The organism is Coleofasciculus sp. C1-SOL-03, from assembly GCF_040220555.1.
In the GTDB taxonomy this organism is placed as follows: domain Bacteria; phylum Cyanobacteriota; class Cyanobacteriia; order Cyanobacteriales; family Coleofasciculaceae; genus Coleofasciculus.
This window is the reverse complement of sequence record NZ_JAVJUO010000120.1, coordinates 1-21,814: the sequence shown is the minus strand read 5'-3', so window position 1 is coordinate 21,814 and position 21,814 is coordinate 1. Positions and strand designations below refer to the sequence as shown.

At 46.1% G+C, this 21,814-nt stretch carries 17 protein-coding genes; 10 read left to right on the top strand and 7 right to left on the bottom strand.

The annotated features are described in order from the left end of the window. Nucleotides 1-198 precede the first annotated feature (198 nt). Nucleotides 199-1,281 (top strand): recombinase RecA, encoded by a 1,083-nt coding sequence (recA, locus tag RIE73_RS18995; protein WP_446402668.1) that lies wholly within the window; start codon nucleotides 199-201, stop codon nucleotides 1,279-1,281. 677 nt (nucleotides 1,282-1,958) lie between these two features. Here recA and RIE73_RS18990 read toward each other — a convergent pair. From RIE73_RS18990 to RIE73_RS18970, 5 genes are all read right to left on the bottom strand, one after another. Further along, nucleotides 1,959-2,108: a hypothetical protein gene (locus RIE73_RS18990; protein ID WP_446402667.1), complete on the bottom strand. Its 150-nt coding sequence runs from the start codon at nucleotides 2,106-2,108 to the stop codon at nucleotides 1,959-1,961. 57 nt (nucleotides 2,109-2,165) lie between these two features. Continuing rightward, the gene (locus tag RIE73_RS18985; RefSeq protein WP_446402666.1) at nucleotides 2,166-2,387 is read right to left on the bottom strand and encodes a hypothetical protein; all 222 of its coding nucleotides are present in this window, start codon (nucleotides 2,385-2,387) and stop codon (nucleotides 2,166-2,168) included. A 100-nt stretch (nucleotides 2,388-2,487) separates the two neighbouring features. Then, complete coding sequence (locus RIE73_RS18980; protein WP_446402665.1) at nucleotides 2,488-3,615, bottom strand: hypothetical protein; 1,128 nt, start codon at nucleotides 3,613-3,615, stop codon at nucleotides 2,488-2,490. Nucleotides 3,616-3,697: 82 nt separating this feature from the next. Then, nucleotides 3,698-4,978 carry an aminotransferase class I/II-fold pyridoxal phosphate-dependent enzyme gene (locus RIE73_RS18975; RefSeq protein WP_446402664.1) on the bottom strand — a complete coding sequence of 427 codons (1,281 nt, stop codon included), beginning with the start codon at nucleotides 4,976-4,978 and terminating at the stop codon, nucleotides 3,698-3,700. A gap of 295 nt (nucleotides 4,979-5,273) precedes the next feature. After that, complete coding sequence (locus RIE73_RS18970; protein ID WP_446402663.1) at nucleotides 5,274-6,326, bottom strand: aromatic ring-hydroxylating dioxygenase subunit alpha; 1,053 nt, start codon at nucleotides 6,324-6,326, stop codon at nucleotides 5,274-5,276. A gap of 159 nt (nucleotides 6,327-6,485) precedes the next feature. Between RIE73_RS18970 and RIE73_RS18965 the strand changes: the two genes are divergently transcribed. Then, nucleotides 6,486-7,631, top strand: a complete 1,146-nt coding sequence (locus tag RIE73_RS18965) for an MFS transporter (RefSeq protein ID WP_446402662.1) — start codon at nucleotides 6,486-6,488, stop codon at nucleotides 7,629-7,631. A gap of 471 nt (nucleotides 7,632-8,102) precedes the next feature. Further along, a complete protein-coding gene (locus RIE73_RS18960) occupies nucleotides 8,103-9,044 on the top strand; it encodes a hypothetical protein (RefSeq protein WP_446402661.1) in 942 nt (313 codons plus the stop codon). Here the strand turns inward: RIE73_RS18960 and RIE73_RS18955 are convergent. Beyond that, nucleotides 8,967-10,334: a UDP-N-acetylmuramoyl-tripeptide--D-alanyl-D-alanine ligase gene (locus RIE73_RS18955; RefSeq protein WP_446402660.1), complete on the bottom strand. Its 1,368-nt coding sequence runs from the start codon at nucleotides 10,332-10,334 to the stop codon at nucleotides 8,967-8,969. The genes RIE73_RS18960 and RIE73_RS18955 overlap by 78 nt on opposite strands. Before the next feature lie 391 nt (nucleotides 10,335-10,725). Here RIE73_RS18955 and RIE73_RS18950 point away from each other — a divergent pair, with 391 nt between their 5' ends. After that, nucleotides 10,726-12,000 carry a hypothetical protein gene (locus tag RIE73_RS18950; RefSeq protein WP_446402659.1) on the top strand — a complete coding sequence of 425 codons (1,275 nt, stop codon included), beginning with the start codon at nucleotides 10,726-10,728 and terminating at the stop codon, nucleotides 11,998-12,000. A gap of 217 nt (nucleotides 12,001-12,217) precedes the next feature. Here RIE73_RS18950 and RIE73_RS18945 read toward each other — a convergent pair whose 3' ends face one another. Continuing rightward, a complete protein-coding gene (locus RIE73_RS18945) occupies nucleotides 12,218-12,769 on the bottom strand; it encodes a gamma carbonic anhydrase family protein (protein ID WP_446402685.1) in 552 nt (183 codons plus the stop codon). Nucleotides 12,770-12,883: 114 nt separating this feature from the next. Here RIE73_RS18945 and RIE73_RS18940 point away from each other — a divergent pair, with 114 nt between their 5' ends. The 6 genes from RIE73_RS18940 (at nucleotide 12,884) to RIE73_RS18915 (ending at nucleotide 21,599) form a co-directional block, all read left to right on the top strand. Beyond that, nucleotides 12,884-13,393: a TIGR02652 family protein gene (locus RIE73_RS18940; RefSeq protein WP_006106563.1), complete on the top strand. Its 510-nt coding sequence runs from the start codon at nucleotides 12,884-12,886 to the stop codon at nucleotides 13,391-13,393. 249 nt (nucleotides 13,394-13,642) lie between these two features. Continuing rightward, nucleotides 13,643-14,083, top strand: a complete 441-nt coding sequence (locus RIE73_RS18935) for a VOC family protein (RefSeq protein WP_446402658.1) — start codon at nucleotides 13,643-13,645, stop codon at nucleotides 14,081-14,083. Between the two features lie 356 nt (nucleotides 14,084-14,439). Then, nucleotides 14,440-15,777 (top strand): ATP-binding protein, encoded by a 1,338-nt coding sequence (locus RIE73_RS18930; protein WP_446402657.1) that lies wholly within the window; start codon nucleotides 14,440-14,442, stop codon nucleotides 15,775-15,777. After that, the gene (locus tag RIE73_RS18925; protein ID WP_446402656.1) at nucleotides 15,758-18,091 is read left to right on the top strand and encodes a tetratricopeptide repeat protein; all 2,334 of its coding nucleotides are present in this window, start codon (nucleotides 15,758-15,760) and stop codon (nucleotides 18,089-18,091) included. The genes RIE73_RS18930 and RIE73_RS18925 overlap by 20 nt, the downstream gene beginning before the upstream one ends. Then, nucleotides 18,031-18,342 (top strand): hypothetical protein, encoded by a 312-nt coding sequence (locus RIE73_RS18920; RefSeq protein ID WP_446402655.1) that lies wholly within the window; start codon nucleotides 18,031-18,033, stop codon nucleotides 18,340-18,342. Before RIE73_RS18925 ends, RIE73_RS18920 begins: the two co-directional genes overlap by 61 nt. 683 nt (nucleotides 18,343-19,025) lie before the next feature. After that, on the top strand, nucleotides 19,026-21,599 hold the full coding sequence (locus tag RIE73_RS18915) for a M16 family metallopeptidase (protein ID WP_446402654.1): 2,574 nt from the start codon (nucleotides 19,026-19,028) through the stop codon (nucleotides 21,597-21,599). The last annotated feature ends 215 nt before the right edge of the window (nucleotides 21,600-21,814 follow it).

The window sequence follows — 21,814 nt, the reverse complement described above, 5'->3', positions numbered from 1 at the left end:
ACTTGGGATCAAAACACTGTAACAGTTTGGCAAAATTTTGGCGTTGATGAACGAGTTCTTAGCATTGACAAAATAGCATTTCCGTGATTTAGTCCCAAAAATCAGGTTCTCTTAATCTTGTCGGCAGTCGGCGTTAAAATAGAGCCAACTTTCTGCACGAATTCTCTGTCCATTTCAATAACAGTTCTTGAGGCATCCATGGCTACCCAAATTACCAACAGTCCCGAAAAGGAAAAAGCCCTGAACTTGGTACTCAACCAAATTGAGCGTACCTTTGGCAAAGGTTCGATTATGCGCTTGGGAGATGCCACCCGTATGAAGGTGGAAATTATCTCCAGTGGTGCAATTACCCTAGATTTAGCCTTGGGTGGTGGCTTGCCCAAAGGACGGATTATCGAGATTTACGGACCAGAAAGTTCTGGAAAGACGACTCTCGCCTTGCACGCCGTTGCAGAAGTGCAAAAGTCCGGTGGAGTAGCCGCATTTGTAGACGCTGAACATGCCCTTGACCCCACCTACTCATCGGCGTTAGGGGTTGACATTGAAAACCTATTAGTCTCTCAACCGGATAGTGGTGAATCGGCTCTGGAAATCGTCGATCAGCTAGTGCGATCGGCGGCTGTGGATATTGTCGTGATTGACTCAGTAGCCGCTTTGGTGCCTCGTGCAGAAATTGAAGGCGAAATGGGCGATACCCAAGTGGGATTGCAGGCGCGTCTGATGAGTAAGGCGTTACGCAAAATTGCTGGGAATATTGGCAAATCAGGCTGCACTGTCATTTTCCTGAATCAGTTGCGACAAAAAATTGGTATTACCTACGGCTCTCCAGAAGTCACAACAGGCGGTAATGCGCTTAAGTTCTATTGTTCAGTCCGCTTAGATATTCGCCGGATTCAAACGCTTAAGAAAGCCAGTGAAGGGGAATATGGAATTCGCGCTAAGGTCAAGGTGGCAAAGAATAAAGTTGCACCACCATTCCGGATTGCTGAGTTTGATATTATCTTCGGGCAAGGGATTTCTCGGTTAGGATGTCTGGTTGACTTGGCTGAACAAACAGGGGTGATTAACCGCAAGGGCGCTTGGTATAGCTACAACGGCGATAATATTGCCCAAGGTCGTGATAATAGTGTCAGGTATATTGAAGAGAATCCTGAATTTGCTGCGACGATTGAACAACAAGTGCGCGAACAACTGGATATGGGAGCTATGGTGTCCGCTAATTCCATCAATCCAGACGACAATGAGGATCAAGAGGAAGAAGAAAATTTGGAGGAAGATTAAGCTGAATTGCTTAAAATCTAATGGTGCGTTACACTTCGCTAACGCACCATGGTTCTGTTTAGCACAGAAGCTGTAATAGGTGGGCAGGGGTGGGGGTAGCTGCGATCGCGGCAAGGGGTTGGAATCCTGTTTTCCCCAGCATTGGCAAAAGATGCAATTTTGCTCCTTTACTTAAATCAGGTAAGCCCACATTCCCATTTAAGACCGAAGTCTAAACCAGAATGTGAGCTTACCCTGTCAGGGCTTCACGGGTTCATTTATCTGCCTTGATATAGGGTTTTTTCAGGCAGGTTGCTTTCGCTTCCTCTATTGTGCAACCGAACCTCAACCTATTGGGTATAGTTTTGATGAAATCTACTGGGATAAATATTAAATTTCTGTAAAAGTTTCCCCTAAAGAGCTTGCCACTCATGGGCTTCCAAAATTTGGCAGGCAGAGCGGGACGGTAACGGGCTAGATAGGGGCTGCTGAATAAGTGCTGTGGTGAAGGGGAGCGGGGAAAGCCCATTGATCAATAAAATATAATACCAGGTAGGGTGGGTTAGGCGGTAATTCAATTTAAAAAATCACCATTTAATTCAGTGTCCGCCGTAACCCACCAATCACAAAACTTGTAGTCTATTAATTAACAATACTTTAGGGATTAGCGACAAGGGATTTTCGCGCACACCTGTGATTTACAAACGCTGTCCCAGTTTCAGCCAGGAGAATACCTGTTCAACGGTTAGCTGTAGATTGAGGAAATCTGGCACAGGTAGCCTATCCTCTGGCTGTCGCATAATTTCTGGTAATTGGTTGGGGTAAAAACAAATTACTGACTTAAGCATTTATAGTCAGCGATGCCAGCGCTTATGGCGAAGACAGGGCAACTACAAACTTGGGTGTTAGTACCATTCCTCAAAACTCTCTAGCAATCGTTTAGGTTCTTCGTGTTTGGGTAGTGGAATCCGGATTTCTAATATTCCCTGGTCATAAGCCATTCTCCAAGCCCGATTATCTCCTACATCGTGCATTAAGGCTTGATACGTTTGCCAGCTAACCCCTCTGAGTGTAACGATTGGTTCAGCGCGAACTTGCGGTTGTTCGGTCGTTGATGTTGTTGTCACCGTCTAACCCACTATGACTAACTGTATTAATTTATAGTACACCACAAGCATAGGGTGGGCATTGCCCACCCTACTCCAAACGTTTTTTTATCTCTACTGGCTACAGCGCTTTTTCATAAATTCGATACGTCTTATAAATTGTCCCCCCCGATGCTTCAATCAACTTGCGAGACGGAAAATTATCTTCCCATACCCAACCCAGTTCTGCCCGTTTATAGGGCTTACCTTTCTTAATTCCCCCTTGCATTCCCAAATAAATTAACGCCAGCGGCACCATTTTGCGGCGATATTCTGGCAATGAAGCAATCGCAATCACCCGTCCTTGGTCAATTTTGCGGCGATACCAAAGAAACTTGAGAATTCCCAGCCAGTTGAGTTTCCCATTAACGTGTTTTAGGGGAATATTATAGTCCGGTAATCCCATGAAAAAGCCGATCATTTCCCCATTATCCTCCGCAATCGGGAATACATCGGGATCGACTAAACTCTGTAATGACTTCGCTTCTTCTAGAAATTCTTCCTCAGTTCTCGGTGCAGAACTCCAATTATTAGCAAAGGCACGGTTAAAGAGGTGATAAAGGCTCAGACAATCTTGTTTAAATCCTTCCCCTTTGGTTCTAATCGGGCGAAACGTGATCCCCGATTTACAGGCAATCTGATAGGCTTTCTTAAACTTATCCGATAAAGGCTTATCTAAGGGAAAATCATAAGCATAAGTATCCTTCGCTTTCTGCCAACCCTCTTTTTCCATAAATTCGGGATAGTAGGAAGGATTATAGGGCATCATCACCATGGGCGGTGTATCAAAGCCATCGACCAAAAATAAACAATTATTGTGGGTTGATAAATCAATCGGTCCCCGCGCCACAGTCATCCCTTGTTCCCGCAGCCACTGACAAGCCGCATTCAGCAGAGATTGCGCGATCGCCAAATCTTCGACACACTCAAAAAACCCAAATAAACCAACCGTTTTCCCCTCTCGTTCAATTAACCGTTGGTTCACCGCCGCCACAATTCGCCCCACCGCCTGGGAAGGATGGGACGAGTCTAGGGCGATAAATTGCTGTAATTTGCCGTAGCTGAAAAAAGGATTATCGGGAGCAAACTGCTTCGCCACCTCACTCCGCAACGGCGGTACCCAATTGGGATCATTGCCATAGACTCGTGCAGGTACATCCAGAAACAAGTCCTGATCGGCTGGAGTGGTTACAGTACGAATTTTTGTCATTCGTCTTATGTCCTTTGTCCTTTGTCATACTCGCTCCCGAAAAGAAACAAGTTACATCATCCCCCCTTTGACCCCAGACAAGTTAGGCGCTAATCATCGGTTTATATAAAAAATCCCGTGTTGCGACCATGGCGGCGACTAATTTATCCATCTCCTCCTTGGTATGCAAAACATTTGCTGTCATCCGAATACGGGGTTTGGCAATAAACCAGATGGGTGATACCCAAATCCCATGATTCTCTAACATATACTGACCAAATAATTTCGGATTAATTTCTGAGGGTAAAATTACCGGGATAACGTTCGTTTCACCAATGGCATCAAAACCCACCTCGACTAAGCGCGATCGCAAGTAGCGAGTATTTGCCTGAAGCTGGTTCACCAAGTCGGGATGACGGCGCACTTGGCGGATGCTCTCCAACGCGGCGGCTGTCAAAGGTGGCGACAAGGAAACGGTGCCAATCGACGTGGGAGAAACATTTAACAGCGGGATCAATTCTGCCAGAGGACTACTAATTGCCGCCCCTGCTGACGCCGCAAACTTGGAGAATGTGGTCATAATCAGCGGCACAACACCTTGCTCAATCGCGTATTCGGGTAGGATGCCAAAATGTTCGTAGACACCGCCACCCGTCGCCCCAATTGCCCCACTGGCATGCGCCTCATCCATAACCAAGACACTGCCTGGGTAATGTCGCAGCACCTTGATCATATCCGGCAGAGGGGCAATATCCCCATCCATCGAAAACACGGCATCGGAAATTACCATAATCCGATCATGGGGGCGAGCATAACGACGCAGTTTACGGGCTAAGTCCTCGGCATCACAGTGGCGATAGGCTCTCACCCGGACACGGGGACTATGACCAAACAACTTTCCCGAACGAGTTCCCGCGTTGACAACCGCTGAGACAATACAGCCATGATTGAGGACATCCGTTAAAATTAATGTCTCACGGGTATGCTGAAAGCCAGGAACAGGGATCGCGAGATGGCAGAAGGCATCCATCAAGGCTTGCATCGCCATCCACGCATTTAAAAACAGTTGGGTATGGGGTAGGTGCTTAAACTCCGAAATCTCTTGTTCAAGCTGTCGATGTAAATCAATCCGACCACTGAGTACCGATGTTGAACTGTTGGACGTACCGTATTGAAAGATAGCATCAACTGCGGCTTGGCGAACCGCCTCGTTCTGAACCAGACCCAAGACATCATTCGTACAGAACGTGAGAACCGTCTGACGCTTTCCGGTGGCGACTGATTCGATCTCGACTAAATTTCCTTGCTTTTTATGGCAAACATATTCGTCGGGCGCTAATCCACTATCGTACCACCGTTGGACGTACTCTTTGACAACTTCCACAACCTTACTCCTCTCACCTTTTCCTAGATAGACTACCGCTTCTGGCTATAGATGTGTGTTTTTCTCTTAAATTTACGTGATTATCCCGACTGAATAGCAAGCTCCATATTGGCAGTTTTATAGAGTACACGGTAATCCTAAATAATACAGGGTGATTGGACAGGGCGGCTTATGACAGACACTAACGCTGGCACATTGGCGATCGCTGTTGTTGGTGCGTTTTTAATTTCTGCTCTAGCAGGGTAGCATAGAACGCAACTCCCTGCGGGATTTGTTTTCATCTCCAGCTCTATGTCTAGGGTTTGGTCGCTAAAGCCCGTTCATATTGGCGCATAATCAGCCGCTGTATGGCAATAATCGCAGGATTGACTTCCACATAACGACGCTGGGGATTTGCCAGATAGGTTCGCTGCTCACTTTCCATCATCTCGATATCCTGGTTGAGAAATCGCATAAATACAAACCGTTCCAGTACGGTGGACAGGATGGGGTCAAATAGCTGGCGGAACCATTGGGGTAGGGGAACCTTGAAAAAGAATAGAGCAAAGGAGCGACTTTCGGTCAGTCCGATGGGGAGGCGCATCAGGTAGAGGTTAGAGACGCCTTCTAGGGAACTGTAATAATGGGGATAGCGATATTGTACCGATATGGTGCGCCGAGTCACTTGATCCGCGCGATCGCTTAATCCTAACCATTTCGCCATCCGCCCTTTATAGGAGACATCGTACTCCGCACAGACGGTATTTTCAGTTTCCTGCAACCGTTTGAGAACCGGATCAAACCATCCTTGCAGGTTTTGGTGCAAAAATCCATGAAAGACATCCATGGAATTTTCATTACAGATAGAAAAATGAGATTTCATCCTGGCACTCACGGGAACCATAAACCAGTCCGGATGGTCAAATTCTGGCATATCTGGCGGTTGGCAGGTTGTGGCTAATGCCGGATCTCCCGGAAAGATCCAAATCAGCTTGTATTTTTCCTGAATTGGGTAGGTACGAACTTGGGCGCAGGGTAGTTTCTGTTCCGGGGGAAAGTAGGGAATGCCAACACAATTGCCCCCGCCGTCAAACTGCCAGCCATGATAAGGACAGGCTAAATACTCATTTTGGACGATGCCTTTATGCAGTTCCACCCCTTTGTGAGGACAAGCATTTTCTAAAGCATGGAGTTGACCTGTAGAAGTCCGGTAAACGGCGAGCGATTGTTGCCATATCTTGACAGGCAAGATTTTACCCGGTTTGATTTGATTTGCCCAAGCCACAGGATACCAGTAGTTTGGGTTAATCCCCACTTCTCTAATCGCGTTTTGCACGTTTTGGCTGGTTAGCGTTGTCGCTAGTTCCATATCGGCGCCTCTGTTGTCGATTCATTTGACAATATTTACCTTGTTATTTTTGGGCAGTCAATGCATCGGATAGCCTTATGTCATTTGTCATTCGTCATTTGTCTCCCCTGCCTTGGAGCCTTCTGCTATAGTTGTCAAAATATTTAGGTATTTTAAGTTATGTTACGTGATCCTCGGCTGTTAGTGCTGCTAGTCGCTGGTTCCCTCACCACCATGGCGGGGGGAGTGGTGGCACCAATTTTGCCAGAGATGATCCAGCAACTTAACCTTGATCCGGCATTAGCTGGGAATTTGGTCAGCCTGCATTGCCTAACGATTGCCCTATTTAGTCCACCGTTAGGAATCGTAGCGGATCGAAAGGGACATCTGCGGGTGCTGATCCCGTCATTAATTCTCTACGCCTTATTTGGCGTAGCCGGTGCCTTCATGCACTCACTGATACCATTATTAATCGTGCGGGGACTCTTGGGTGCCGCCAGTGGCGGAATTGCGGCGGCGGGTTTGGGTATTTTGGGGAACATGTATGAAGGCGAAGCGCGATCGCAGGCGTTGGGATACGCCACCAGTACACTAACCATTATGGGCATTGCTTTCCCCATCCTTGGGGGTTGGGTAGGTTCGGTTCACTGGCAATGGGCATTTTGTCTCTATGGGGTAGGACTACCTCTGGCAATCTTAGCCGCACGGTTCTTACCGGAAAAATCCTGCCCAAAACCCAAGGGAGACGTTCAAGAGGCTGGAAGTAAACTGCGCCAGGTTTTAGGACGTCCCTACACCCTACGCCTCTTAGGGACACTCAGTTTGGTATCTGTTGCCATGTACGCGGTGGTCATTTATGCCCCGCAATATCTCAAACAAACCATTGACGCCACCAGTGTGGTTAATGGGATTGTTTTAGGATCACGGGCAATAGGCGCAGCTATTATATCAGCCTTTGGCGCGAAAAGGCTAGCCCAGCGCTGCGGACGACCTACAACGATTGCGATCGGGTTAGGTCTGATGGCGTTAACTTTAAGTACGATTCCCATCCTGCACCAACTGGGTTGGATTTTGGTGACGGCTGTATTCTTTGGTATGGGATTTGGTTTGGTACTCCCTACCCTTTATGGCACTCTGGCAAATATCGCCCCCCCAAATCTAAAATCCAGTGTACTAGCGGCTGGGACAGGGGCGGGGTTCTTGGGACAGTTTATATCCCCCATCCTGTTAGGACCCGTGTTAGCGTCCTGCGGTTTAGAGTGGGTGTTCTATGCGGCGGCGATTGTGTCACTATTGGCAGGATTGTTGCTATTTGCTCATAAATAATAAGTTATTGGTCATTGATTCGGGAATAGGGAATAGGGAATAGGGAATAGGGAACAGTAAAGATTTGAGGCTTATTCACATTTCTTAGTACAGCATACAGAATTTATGTCCAGGTACTTAGACGTGATCAGCTAACTTCCGTTAGGTCAAGTGGCTGCTTTACTTCCCCTTTAAACTATCTGCCAATTCTTAAAGATTTGAGTAATCTAGACGTGAACATCTATCTTCTTGGTTGAAAATTGGATAGGATTACATAAACATAGGAATCATAAACATTTAAGGGACAAAAATCATGTGAATTTAATCTCGCTGGAGTTAATTCTACCTTATGTTTTGTCCCCCTAATCATCTCCTTATCCTTATCCCATTTAGACCAGGACTTGCCCTTAGAGGTGTATCGTGCATCAATCCCCAATTTATTTCTCAGACACCTAAACTGTTCCTTTCAATGGATTGAAAGATATACCTAAAATGATGTTCATTGATGTTGTTTCTAATCCTACCGCAGGTATTGAGCTTAACTCCTTTCCAAAGGGTAATAATTACTTAAGCCGTCTTCGTCGTTTTATTCTTGCTAACAAAATCGGCAAGATGAAGACAAGTGATATTCAGGATCAATCTCAACTTTCAATTTTCCAGGACATTGATTTTACCGAGACTATTCATTCCCTGAAACAAAAAGGCATTTATCAAAACCTTAACCTCCCTGCACCGATTATCCAAGAAATCCGAGACTTGGCACTGACAAATACTTGCCATGAACCCAATAATCCCCAATTCAGGTTTCATGTCTCCGAAAAAGAAGAAGTTATGAGGCAGACTGGGAAACCATTGGTTCAGGGAATTTACAACAAGACTATAGTGTCATGTCCAGCAATCAAGAAATTAGAAACTGATTCAACATTATTAGCAATTGCTGCTACATACCTCAACGCCGAACCCATGCACCAAGACACTCAGCTTTGGTGGAGTTTTGCCGTAGAGTCAACGCTGTATCAGCGACGCCAAGAGGCTCAACGGTTTTGTCGAGACACGAATAACCCCCGTAGTTTGACCTTTTACTTTTATCTAACTGATGTGGATTTGTGCAGTAATCCTCACGTTTGTGTGCTGGAGAGTCACCGGAAGAAAAAACTTGCCTCTCGGTTTTTGCACAAAGACCATTCACTCCGAGAAATTAGTCAGTATTATGGCTATCCTAATATAACCTCTATTTGCGGTAAAGCAGGTTTTGGATTTGTAGAAGATGCCCGTTGCTTTCGCAAAAAAAGCTCTCCCAGCAGTAGCGATCGCTTAACTTTGGAACTCAAATTTACCGCCAAGCCAGGTTCACCGTCAAACATCCCCGGACATGGACTCTCGAAACTGATGCACAACCCGATCCAAACCTACAGAACGGGAAGCTTTGAATAGTATGCGATCGCCCGGTTGCACAAATTCAGTTAAATGCTGTACCAAAGCGTCATCTTGGGCAAAACTTTCGCTAGGTAATGCCGAAATTCCCCGAGTAATCGCTTCGGCTTCCCTATCCTTAAGAGTAATGAACACCGCATCTAATTGGAGTTGCTGGGCTTTCTGTCCAACTTGTTGGTGCAGTTGTTCCGAATGGTCTCCTAATTCCTTCATTGAACCCAAAACAGCAATGTGTCGCTTACCTGGTGTCTGGGCGAGGAGGTGCAACGCCGCGATCATGGCTTCAAATCCAGCATTATACGTTTCATCAAGAATCACGATATCATTGGGTAACTCATAGCGTTGCGATCGCCCCGCAGGCATCTGAACGGCTAATCCTTGAGTCAGGGGTGTCCAATCAATCCGGAGATGTTTCGCTACGGCTAAGGCGGCTAAATAATTGAGGGCATTATGTTCTCCCGGTAAGGGTAAGGGAAACGTGATATCATCCACCGTTACTCTAAACAGGTCAATGAGTTTCCCTTGGACATCACCCCCGTTTAAGCCAAACGTTAACGTTTCTCCCTGCCAAACCGTCGCTGCCGTATCCATGAGACGTTGGTTATCGTGATTGAGAATCGCCAAGCTAGTGTCCGGCATCTGCGCCAATAACTCACACTTCGCTTTAGCGATCGCCTCCTGTGATCCTAACAGTCCAATATGCGCCGTTCCCACATTCGTAATCATACCAATCGTCGGACGGGCAATCTGGGTCAATAGGGCGATTTGTCCAGAACCCCGCATCGCCATTTCAATCACGGCATAATCATGGTTGGAGTCTAATTCCAGCAACGTTTTTGGCACACCAATTTCATTATTGTAATTTGCCTGGGTTTTCAATACATTGCCTTGAGTCGATAAAACTGCTGCGATTAATTCCTTCGTCGTCGTTTTTCCCGCAGAACCCGTAACCGCAATCACCGGAATATCAAACTGATCCCGCCACCATCGAGCCAGTTGCTGATATGCCTGTAGAGTATCATCAACTTGAAGCTGCGGTATACCTTGAAGATGATACCCTTGGTCACGGTTGGCAATTACCGCGATCGCCCCTTTCTGAATCGCTATCTCAGCGTAATCATGTCCATCAAAGGTTTCCCCCCGCAGCGCTAAAAAGATTTGACCGGGTTCCAGGTTACGGGTATCAGTCGTAACACCATAGACCCCATTAACCGTCATCGGTACGGACAGATTAACCGGAGTAGCCGCGAGGACTTCGATGAATTGGGTTAACGAAAGCTGACAAGGCATAATTCCAGGGTGATGAATCGGTTGTGGCTAGTTGTGATGGTGGGAGTGGGCGAGCCACACTCATCCCCTACCCCATGTCCGACTTATTCAACAGTCTAAGTCAAAGATCGAATTCGCGTTTTCTACTAAATTTACTGAATCTTTACAATTTTGCAGCATAATTTTACGGAATGATCCATACTTAGTTTAGTATGCTTACTATATAGGGATAATCTCGTCTATATAGATTTAAGCAATCCTTGACCAAGTTCCTTTAGGCAGGGTAATTCATAAAGGGCATCAGGGTTTTCGGTTGTTGAGGTACAGGGCAAGTCAAATTTGAGCTTAGATCTGCCAAATTCCATTCAAATCGACCAGCCCACGGCGTTTGCGCGTAGGGGGGCAAACTGAAGTGACTACTAGTACTTGGACAGACTCTGACATCAGACAAACCAGCTCACAAGAGCAGCAACTGTACGACCATCTCCTGTATTGCGTACAGGTAGAATCTCCGACGCAGACAATAGACCGCTTCAAACAGCTATTCATGGACGGCTCTCGATATCCAGAGCCGGAAATCTGGATGGTATTGGAAAAGCTAGCAATGGATAAGCAGGCTGAACAAGAATTCAAGTTCATCCTGAATCGCTGCTGTCACATTCTAATTAACCGCTGGCAAATACAACCGCAACACCAAAGCGCCATCCCTGAGTTGGTGGCATTACTGGATAATATTCCACCCGCAACCGGGGTTTACTCTCGCGGTTCTAGGCGTTTACGCCACCTGCTACAGCTTTTCAAAGAAACTGAGCAATATCTTACCCTACATCGCTTATCTCAGGTGGTTGGTGAAACCTCCACCAGTTCTAAAGAAGTTGGACCCCTCATTCAGCGATATCCCTATCTGTATGAACATTGTTTACTGAGTGAAGATAGTAGTTGCGAACATCGGCAAACCGTCCGGCAGATTCAATCTCGGCTCCAGCAGCGCTTCGAGTTCGATTTGTCAAAGTACGTGACTTATCAGGTGCGATGCGCCAAAATGAAACGTCGGGACTCGCAAGAAGCGTCCAGCCAAATTATCCAGCCTGTCAAAAATCCTACCCTTTTAACAGATCATGAGTTGGGGACTGCCCTAAAACAGTTTGTCGGCAAAGTCCAAGGCTCTCATACGTGCCGGGATTTAGCTCAAAGTTTCCTCACCCATAGTAGCCAGACCTCTTGCTACAAAGACTTTAAGGACGATTTGTATGAGTATCTGACGGCTTCCATTGATTCAGCCTACGGAAAACGCCAGTTTAATAGTCGGTTGTATGAGCATCTGAAAAATACCTTACCTCAAAGCGATAATCAGAAGCCCAGCGAATTTCTGATTATGCGAACTTGTAGCCAGTTATTCAATTTTCTGGTGGTTGAGAGTTCTGTGCGCCCGAAACATTTTGTTTTTGTCGATCTAATCACGAATTTAGGCGCAACGGTTACGACGGTGTTACTACTCAAGATTGTGCTGCTATGTCGTAAAGTTAAGCCCTATTTGGAAAAGCGATTTTCTATTTTGTTTAATCATTACGAGTCTTCAACTAGGGATGGTGTACCCTGGTTAATTAAGTCTCTGGAAAACTTGAATGTGGCTTTTAGTATTCATTTTGGCAGAGCTGACGTGTCCTGTCTGAATCAAATTATGTAAATGGGGAGCAAGAATTAATGGTCGATCCGCCTGTTCCTGGAACCGTTCAAATACGGCTAGGTCGTGACCGGACTCAGTGAGTCTTTTACGTGAGGGTAGCCCGTGTGAATCCGCTAGGGGAGTCGGCTTCCCGTACTAAACGACCAGTTGAACTGTAGCAAGAAAGCCTATTCCCTATTGCCTCTCCCCACCACCAGACTTATTCAGCAGACCCTATTTAGGGCGCGTGAAACCCCAAGTCTGTGCCTTTTCCCCCATGCACCAATGCCAGCTTCTGGTAACGCTGTGCATGTTCGATTAGTTCAGCTGCCTCGGTTTCCGAAATATCGCGGACTTTTCGCGCCGGAATGCCAACCACCAGCGATAAAGGCTCAACATCTTTGGTCACTAATGCCCCAGCACCGACAATGCTGCCATATCCCACCCGCACACCATCTAAGATAATCGCACCAATCCCAATCAAACATCCCCGTTCAACATGAGCCGAATGGACGACAGCCCGATGTCCAATCGTCACATGGTCTTCCAGAATCGTAGGTTTACCGGGATCACCATGTAAAATCGCACCATCCTGAATATTGGTGCATTCACCAATCTCAATCCGTTCGACATCACCCCGCACTACAGCACCATACCAAATACTGGCTCCCGATGCGATCGCGACGTCACCGATAACCACGGCATTGGGCGCAACAAAGGCGGCTTGAGACTGATCAACAGCAGACCAATAGGAGGGAGTTGGGGAGAACTGGGGATGAGAGTCAGTCACGATTGCCGATAAAACAGATGAGTGTGTTTGAGCGTATTCTATAATTGATGAAGCCACCGATGTATTTACACAGGTACTAGTGCAATAGCCGAATGACGATACCTTAAACCCTTGATGATTAATCCTAGTTTACAGTACCCCATATTCGGTTCAGAGATTCAATGTCCTCACTGTCGGCAGTCTATTCCGGCATTGACATTGACCGATACCTATTTGTGTCCCCGGCATGGTGCTTTCGAGGCAGACCCCAAAACTGAAGAACTCATCCACTTACAATCGGGGCGTCATTGGCGTCAATGGCAGGGTGAATGGTATCGTCAGCATACCCATCCGGATGGAATTCGCTTTGAAATTCACGAAGCCCTCGATCGCCTGTACACTCAAGGCTATCGGGCAACACGGGTAATTATTGCCAGTCGCTATCGAGATTTGGTTAGTGCTTATCTGGAACGAAGTACCCCTTGGCGGGGACAATCGGAACCGGGACGCCCGCGACTTTATGGTTTACCTGTGGCATTTAGCCCAGAACCAGAGGACGATCCTTGTTGGGAAGTGATTAATTTCGATTTGGAAAAAGAGCCAGGAATTCCGGTACGCTATCCTTATTTTCGATTATTTGAGTGAATTGTCATTGGTCATTGGTCATTGGTCATTCGTCCTTTGTCATTTCAGGACTTACGCACAAACGCCATTTATGGTAGGGGTACGGCATTGCCGTGCCCCTACAGGTAGCGCCTGTGCCGTCAAGAAAACGTAAGTCCTAATTCCTATCATTAAGTCGGGGCGGGTTTAGTTAAGTTAGGGGTTTAAGTTAAAGTGTTATCAGTAAAACCCGCCCCTACAGAGATCAACAATTAAAATTATTCGTGAATCATGCATCATGCTTCAATTCGCACGGCTGATATCCATCGCGCGATCGCCTTCTACGAACAATTAGGGTTTACGGTTTGTGAACGCTTCACGGCGGGGATTACCCTAGCCTGTTGGATGGAGGGATTAGACGGACGAATTGAACTGATTCAAATCCCAGAACCTAAACCTGCACCGGATGCGTTTGGGGATGAACATTATGTCGGTTACTATCATCTTTCCTTTGATCTCACTGAAACAGTTCCTGACTTACCCAGTTGGCTAGAATCGCTACAACAGAGGCTAGCTGAGGCATCGAGTCAAAATCCGGATCAGTTTCAGCCGCTGAAAATTCTCTTAGAACCCACTCAACAAATTATCGGCGATCGCGTGTACGAGGTGGCATTTATTGCCGATACCGATGGATTACCCTTGGAATTTATCCGAGTTTTGGCAACCCGCTAATTTGTTCCAGACGTTGCATACAACGTCTCTACACCCATTGCTTAACGGGTGGATTAAAATTGTAGGGGCGCACCGACGTGCGCCCGTGTCAACTTAGAGTGAAAAGCCGGGGGTGTAGGGGCAGGTTTGACGACTATCGTTTGAAATGGTGCGTTACGCTGCACTCTCCTCACCCTACACCCGCCCCGACTTAGTGATAGGAAAGCAAACAAATGACATAAGACAAATGACACCTTAAAATCCTAGTCATCATCTCTTGATGAGAGAACTAAATTCTCTGTGTAATCAGTGTCAATAAGCTCTTACCTCCCCACCCCTATCTCTCCCAGCAATCCGTGAAATCAGTGTTTTGACAAATGACCAATGACATTGAAGCATTATTAGATAACATCTATAATTCCTTTACCCCAATGCCACTTCCGGCGGGTGATCCTCAATATGTGGAATGTCGGGAGGTTCGGGGTGATGTGGAAATTCAACAAGATTTAGGCAAAAGCATTCGGCGTTCCAAAGAGTTAACCTGTCAGTTGTATTCTGGGTATCGTGGCGCGGGTAAGACGACGGAATTGTATCGACTCCAGACGTATCTGGAAGAGAAAAACTGCTTTGTGGTTTATTTTGCGGCGGATGAAGAGGATATCAGTGTCCAAGATGTTCAATACACGGATATCTTACTGGCTTGTACGCGCCATTTACTCGCCCAGCTTCAACACGCTGATTCTACACCCATCGCCAACTGGTTACGCGATCGCAGAGAGGAACTTAAAGACTTTTTTCTGCAAGACGTGAAGCTGGAGAAGCTGACAATTGAAGCCCAATTAAATCAGTTTGCCAAGCTAACGGCGGCGATTCGCACGGAACCCAGTCAACGCCAGAAAATTCGCGAGAAGGTAGAACCCCATACGGAAACCTTACTGAAGGCACTTAATCAATTTATTGCTGATGCCCAGCAGAAGTTACCCGATGGTAAAACTCAATTAGTGATTATTGCCGATAACTTAGATCGGATTGTCCCCATTTTCCGCGAGAGTGGGCGCAGCAATCATGAGGAGATTTTTCTGGATCGTCATGAACAGCTTAAGGCTTTAGATTGTCATATTGTTTATACCGTCCCCATTTCCATGATTTATTCTAAATGGGCGACAGATTTAAAAGATAACTATGGCATTCCCAAAGTTCTGCCCTCGGTGATGGTACAGTGGCAGGATGGCAGTGTCTATGAACCGGGTATTGCCAAGTTGAAGGAAACGATTAAACGCCGGATTGAACCCTATACAGATTTAGACTTAGAAACCGAAATCTTTGCCGCGCCAGACGTGCTGGAACAACTCTGTCGCATGAGTGGTGGGTATATGCGAGACTTAATTCAACTGGCGCAAGAAGCCACCAATCGAACCGAACAATTACCGATTTCAGCGCGGGCGGTACAACGGGCAATTGCGGAACTGCGAGATGTTTATCAACGGGCGGTGGAAGAGGATCAATGGCAGATTCTTGCCCAAGTTTATAAGAGTAAAGAAATTGGCAATGATAACCTGCACCGGGGTTTATTATTCAGCCGTTGCTTATTGGAATATCGCTATCTTAATCAGCAGGGAGACAAGCACACCTGGTATGATGTTCACCCGATTATCTTGGATGTATCTAAGTTTAAAGATGCTTTAAAACAAGTGGATGATGCCAATCACGCCTGATTCATTACCCCCAGAAACGTTTGATCAAGTCTACCGTCGGCTGTTACGGGCGCTGCGGCGGAAGAAGGGATTTGGTTTATTTTTTGTGCAATCGGGTGAGCGTCAGGCGAAGCAAATTATTGAGCAACTGCGGCGAGATTTACCTCAGAAAAAACTATCCCTGTTGCAGATTGAGCGGGAAACTCAAACGCTTTATGACCAAATTGCTGAACGAAGAGAACAAGAAGGCTTTGATATTTTAGTGATTCGGGGGATAGAACAGGCGTTATATGAGTATGAAGATACGAAACGCCTGAGTGGTTGGACGGCGGCAGAAATCTATACTTATAGTTGGAAAGGTGTGCCGCCGATTTTAAGTCACTTAAACCAACAGCGAGAACGGTTTGGCACAGATTTTCCCTGTAGTTTTGTCTTTGTTGTCCCTTCCTTTGTCCTGAACTATTTTATTCAGCGGGCACCGGATTTCTTTGATTGGCGTTCAGGATTATTTCATTTTCCCTTAACTGAGGAAGAGCGGCAAGTTAGATTAGAACAGTTATCAACAGGAGATTTGCTGCACTATTTAAAACTGACTCCAGAAGAACGGGTGATTAAAACTTTAGAGTTAAACGACTTACTTGACGAAAGTAGCAATAGTCCAGAAACGACAGCTAATTTACTTTGTAAGCATGGCTTACTGTTTTTTAGCGGCAAGAACTATGAGAAAGCCATAGCGAGTTTTGACCAAGCCATTGCCCTGAATCCTGATTACTATCAAGCCTGGTTGAATCGCGGCATCGCATTAGGAATGTTGGAGCGATATGAGAAAGCCATAGCGAGTTTTGACCAAGCTATTGCCCTCAATCCTGATGCCTATGACGCTTGGAATAATCGCGGCAACGCATTAAGCTATCTGGAGCGATACGAGGAAGCCCTAGCTAGTTATGACCAAGCTATTGCACTCAATTCTGATAACTATCAACTCTGGTTTAATCGCGGCAACGCATTAAGAAATCTGGAGAGATATGAGGAAGCCCTAGCCAGTTATGACCAAGCCATTGCCCTGAATTCTGATTACTATCAAGCCTGGTATAGTCGCGGCATCGCCTTAGGGAATCTGGAGAGATATGAGGAAGCTATAGCCAGTTATAACCAAGCCATTACCCTAAATTCTGATTACTATCAAGCCTGGTATAGTCGCGGCATCGCTTTAGGAAATCTGGAGAGATATGAGGAAGCTATAGTGAGTTTTGACCAAGCTATTGCTCCCCATCCTGATTACTATCAAGCCTGGAATAATCGCGGTTTAGCTTTAGAAAAGCTGGAGAGGTATGAGGAGGCTATAGCCAGTTATGCTCAAGCAATTTCCCTCAATTCTGATAACTATATAGCCTGGAATAATCGCGGTGTAGCCTTAGGAAATCTGGAGAGATATGAGGAAGCTATAGTGAGTCATGACCAAGCAATTTCCCTGAATCCTGATTACTATCAAACCTGGTATAATCGCGGTTTATCCTTAAAAAATTTGGAGAGATATGAGGAAGCCATAGTCAGTTATGACCAAGCCATTGCCCTCAATCCTGATGACTATCAACCCTGGAATAATCGCGGTGTAGCCTTAGGAAATCTGGAGAGATATGAGGAAGCCATAGCCAGTTATGACCAAGCTATTTCCCTCAATCCTGATTACTATCAAGCTTGGTTAAATCGCGGTATCGCTTTAGGAAATCTGGAGAGATATGAGGAAGCCATAGCCAGTTATGACCAAGCTATTTCCCTCAATCCTGATTACTATCTAGCCTGGTTTAATCGTGGTAACACATTAAGAATGCTGAAGCGATATGAGGAAGCTATAGCCAGTTATGACCAAGCCATTGCCCTCAATCCTGATAACTATCAAGCCTGGTTGAATCGGGGCATTGCATTAAGAATGTTGAAGCGATATGAGGAAGAAATAGTTAGTTATGACCAAGCCATTGCCCTCAATCCTGATAACTATCAAGCCTGGTTGAATCGCGGCGTAGCCTTAGTAAGGCTAGAGCAATACGAGGAAGCCATAGCCAGTTATGACCAATCCATTGCTCTCAATCCTGATAGCTATGAAGCTTGGTATAGTCGCGGCATCGTATTAATAATGTTAGCGCGATACGAGGAAGCCATAGCCAGTTATGACAAAGCCATTACTCTCAATTCTCATGACAAAAAGCCGCGTCTTGTCTTAATCGTTCGCTTCCTATTAATGGCAGTTATTTTTTACCTATGCTTAATTGGGCATTGGTCGATGTCATCGATAACAAAATCCAAAAAGCCAAACGACTCATCCAGAAAAGCTTAACCTGTTGTCATGGCGATGACACTCAAGAAAAACTCTACATCGCGATTGGCACAATAGCACTGGGTAAAAAACAAGACGGATTACAAAACCTGCAAGACATTCTCAGCACTCTAACTCACCCTTCAAGAATTGGTGTGATTCGTGGCGGCGTTCTCGAATCGGCGGAACTATTAGCCCGCTATCCTGCTGAATTTCCAGGAATTGACCAAGCTTTAGCGATGCTCAAACACACTTTGCAGCGAGTAAGTTAGGTTAACGTCGGAAACCCAACGGATTAGAAAAAGCAACAGAATATTACCGATAATATTGGCTACAGTTTAAGGTTGTGATTGGTGGGTTACGGCGTATATTTCATTAAAAGGTTACTGGAAAAAGGGGATAACCGCCTAACCCACCCTACTGACTATCGATGTGTACAGGTATTTTGATGGATTGTAACCGTAGGGGCGCACCGACGTGCGCCCTTTCCACCCCATTAATGTGCGCCCGATTTCACCGTATACAGCGCTTAATTCTGTAATAAAGTACAGTAGATCAAAGTCCCCCTTTTTAAGGGGGATTTAGGGGGATCGAAAATGTACCGCATAGCAGAGCAAACTGCTGTAATTTAAGCCATAATCTTGACAGTCAATTAGGGATAATATTGGCTGTATTTTATGAAGGTTGTTGGTGGGTTACGGCGGATATTTCATTAAAAGGTTACTGGGAAAAAGGTAGAACCGCCTATACCTCCCTGGAGTCGTGACACTCCTTAATTGGTGTATTTGTATTGTTGGGGCGCATGGCGTGCGCCCTTTCCCCCTCCATCAATGTGCGCCCGATTTCACCGTATAATTTAAGCCATAATCTTGACAGAAAAAAAATTGTGGATTAGATTTGCAGCTTTTATGGGCGCACGTCGGTGCGCCCCTACAGTTTCTGGATTGTTAACCGTATGCCTGGGTTTCATCTTCTCAATCGCTATTTTGTCCCCCTTCTCCTGTTTAGCCTCTGCTTTAGCGCTGTGCTGCTTTTCTCCAATACAGCAACGTTGAGTCAAACTCCTCTATCTAATTCCAATTCTGATTCTTCATTGTCTCTAACTGAAACGGTGCGTAAAACGGTATTGGATAATGGCTTAACGGTTCTCACCAAAGAAGTCCATTCTGCCCCAGTTGTCACCGTTCAGGTGTGGTATAAGGTGGGTTCACGGGATGAAACCCCAGGATTAAATGGAATCTCGCACCAACTTGAACATTTAATGTTTAAAGGAACGACGAATCGCCCGATTCAATTTGGTCGTTTACTGAGTGCGTTGGGGGCAGATTCTAATGCATTTACCAGTTATGACCAAACGGCATATTACAACACCGTTGAGCGCGATAAACTAGAGGCTTTGCTGATTCTGGAAGCGGATCGAATGCAAAATGCCCAGATTAATTCTGAACAACTGGCGACTGAAAAAGGAGTGGTTATTTCAGAATTGGAAGGGTATGAAAATGATCCCGGATATCGTCTCGATCGCGAAATCATGCGCCAGGTTTTTCCTAATCATGCTTATGGATTGCCCGTTGGGGGGACTAAGGAGGATGTAGAAGGGTTTACCCTAGAACAGGTTGAGGATTATTATCGCACTTATTACCGTCCTGATAATGCCACGGTGATTATTGTGGGTGATTTTGAAACCGATGCAGTGTTGAAGGCGGTAAACCAGCATTTTGGCACAATTGATGCACATCAGTCTGGGAAAGATGGGGGTGTAGGGGCGGGTTTGACGGATAACATAAGACACCAAACCGATAACTTACCTAAACCCGCCCTTCCGGGGGAAAGCGGAGGTGTAGGGGCGGGTTTAACAGATAACATAAGACACCAAACCAATAACTTGACTAAACCCGCCCCGGTGGAACGTCTGGAAGATGGGAAGAATTTTGTAATCTTGGAACAACCCGGTAGTGCAGCGCTGGTGCAGGTGGTTTATCCTCTCCCGAATGTTACTCACCCGGATGTTCCCGCTATTGATGTGATGGATTATATTCTGACATCGGGACGAAGTTCTCGCATCTATCAGGCTTTAGTCGAGTCGGGATTGGCAAGTGATGCGGGGGGATATGCAGCGAATTTTCGCGATCGCGGCTGGTATGCTCTTTTTGTTACGACTGATCCGGGTGAGGATCTTACCGCGATCGCACAGGTTCTCCAAGAGGCGATCGCATCTTTACAAACCCAGGGTGTCACTGAGGCTGAACTCAACCGCGCTAAAGCCCAACTGAAAGCCGAACTGATTCTAGAAAATCGCGATGTTACCAGTCAAGGCTTCCAATTCGGGGCAAATCATACCACCGCCGGGGATTATCGATTCACGGATCAGTATTTAGCCGCCGTTGCTCAAGTCTCCAGCCAAGCGGTACAACGTGTTGCCCAAGCTTATCTTACCCCCCAACAGCGCACAGTTGGCTTCTTCCAACCCACTCAGATTCAGGACGAACCCAGTCACGGTATCGGTCAATTTAGTAAAACATCTGAACATTTTTATGGCGAGTCTCCCGTTGATCCCGCCGAAGTCGCCCAATATTTGCCTCCTGGGGTTACAGATGCAACGTTAACCACAACTCAACCCCTACCGGAACGATTAACGTTAACATCAGGATTGCAAGTCTTGCTGTTACGCGATCGCAGTACGCCGACTGTTACCTTAACCGGATATATTAAAGCAGGTCGAGCAAATGATCCGCCTCAAAAGTCCGGTATAGCCGAACTCACCGCAGACAACCTGATGAATGGAACTCAGACTCAGGATGCATTGACCCTAGCTCAACGTTTAGATGATCGGGGAATTGATCTAGACTTTTATACCGTGCGGGAAGGAACCTTTATCACAGCGAGTGCATTGTCTGCTGATTTATCCTCCTTAATTCAACCCCTCAGTGATGTCTTACAACGGGCGACATTTCCCCCAGATCAACTGGAATTAAGCCGTCAACGGGCATTAACGGATCTGCAAATCGAACTTGATGATCCCGCCTCTGTCGCCCAACGTACCTTAGCCCAAACCCTTTATCCCCAAAATCATCCCTTTCATCATTTCCCAACCCTGGAAAGTCTGAGTCAGATTACTCGTGATGATGTCGTGCAATTCTATCAGACTTATTATCGCCCCGATCGCACAATCCTAACCCTAGTAGGCGACTTTAACCCCCAGGAAGTGCGATCACTCCTCGACCAAGAATTCGGCAATTGGACAGCCACCGGAAAGCCGCCCCAGTTAACCGTTCCAGCCGTTCAGCTTCCCCCTAACACCGTGCGTGTCAATCGAGTTTTACCGGGGAAATCCCAATCCGTCACCTTGATGGGAAACGACGCCATGAATCGCACTGATCCGCGCTATTATGCTGGATTAGTTCTCAATCAAATCATCGGCGGCGATACCCTAGCCAGTCGATTAGGAAGCGTGATTCGCGATCGCTTAGGCTTAACTTATGGGATTTACAGTTACTTCAAACCGGAATCTATGATGGTTTCTTTGTGATTGAACAACGGTTGAGCGCAGTCCCCATCTAAAATCATAAGATTTAGATGGGGTTAGCGAAACATTAATAATTTGGCTATAATACTAACAGGTACGGCGGCATTTATTTGTTCGGCACGACCTACAGGTAGAACCTAGAAAACTTAAGATTATAGGGTTCCAGTAGAGACTATTTGTTACAATAACGCATCTACTGGGTAAAAATCTTAGTGCGT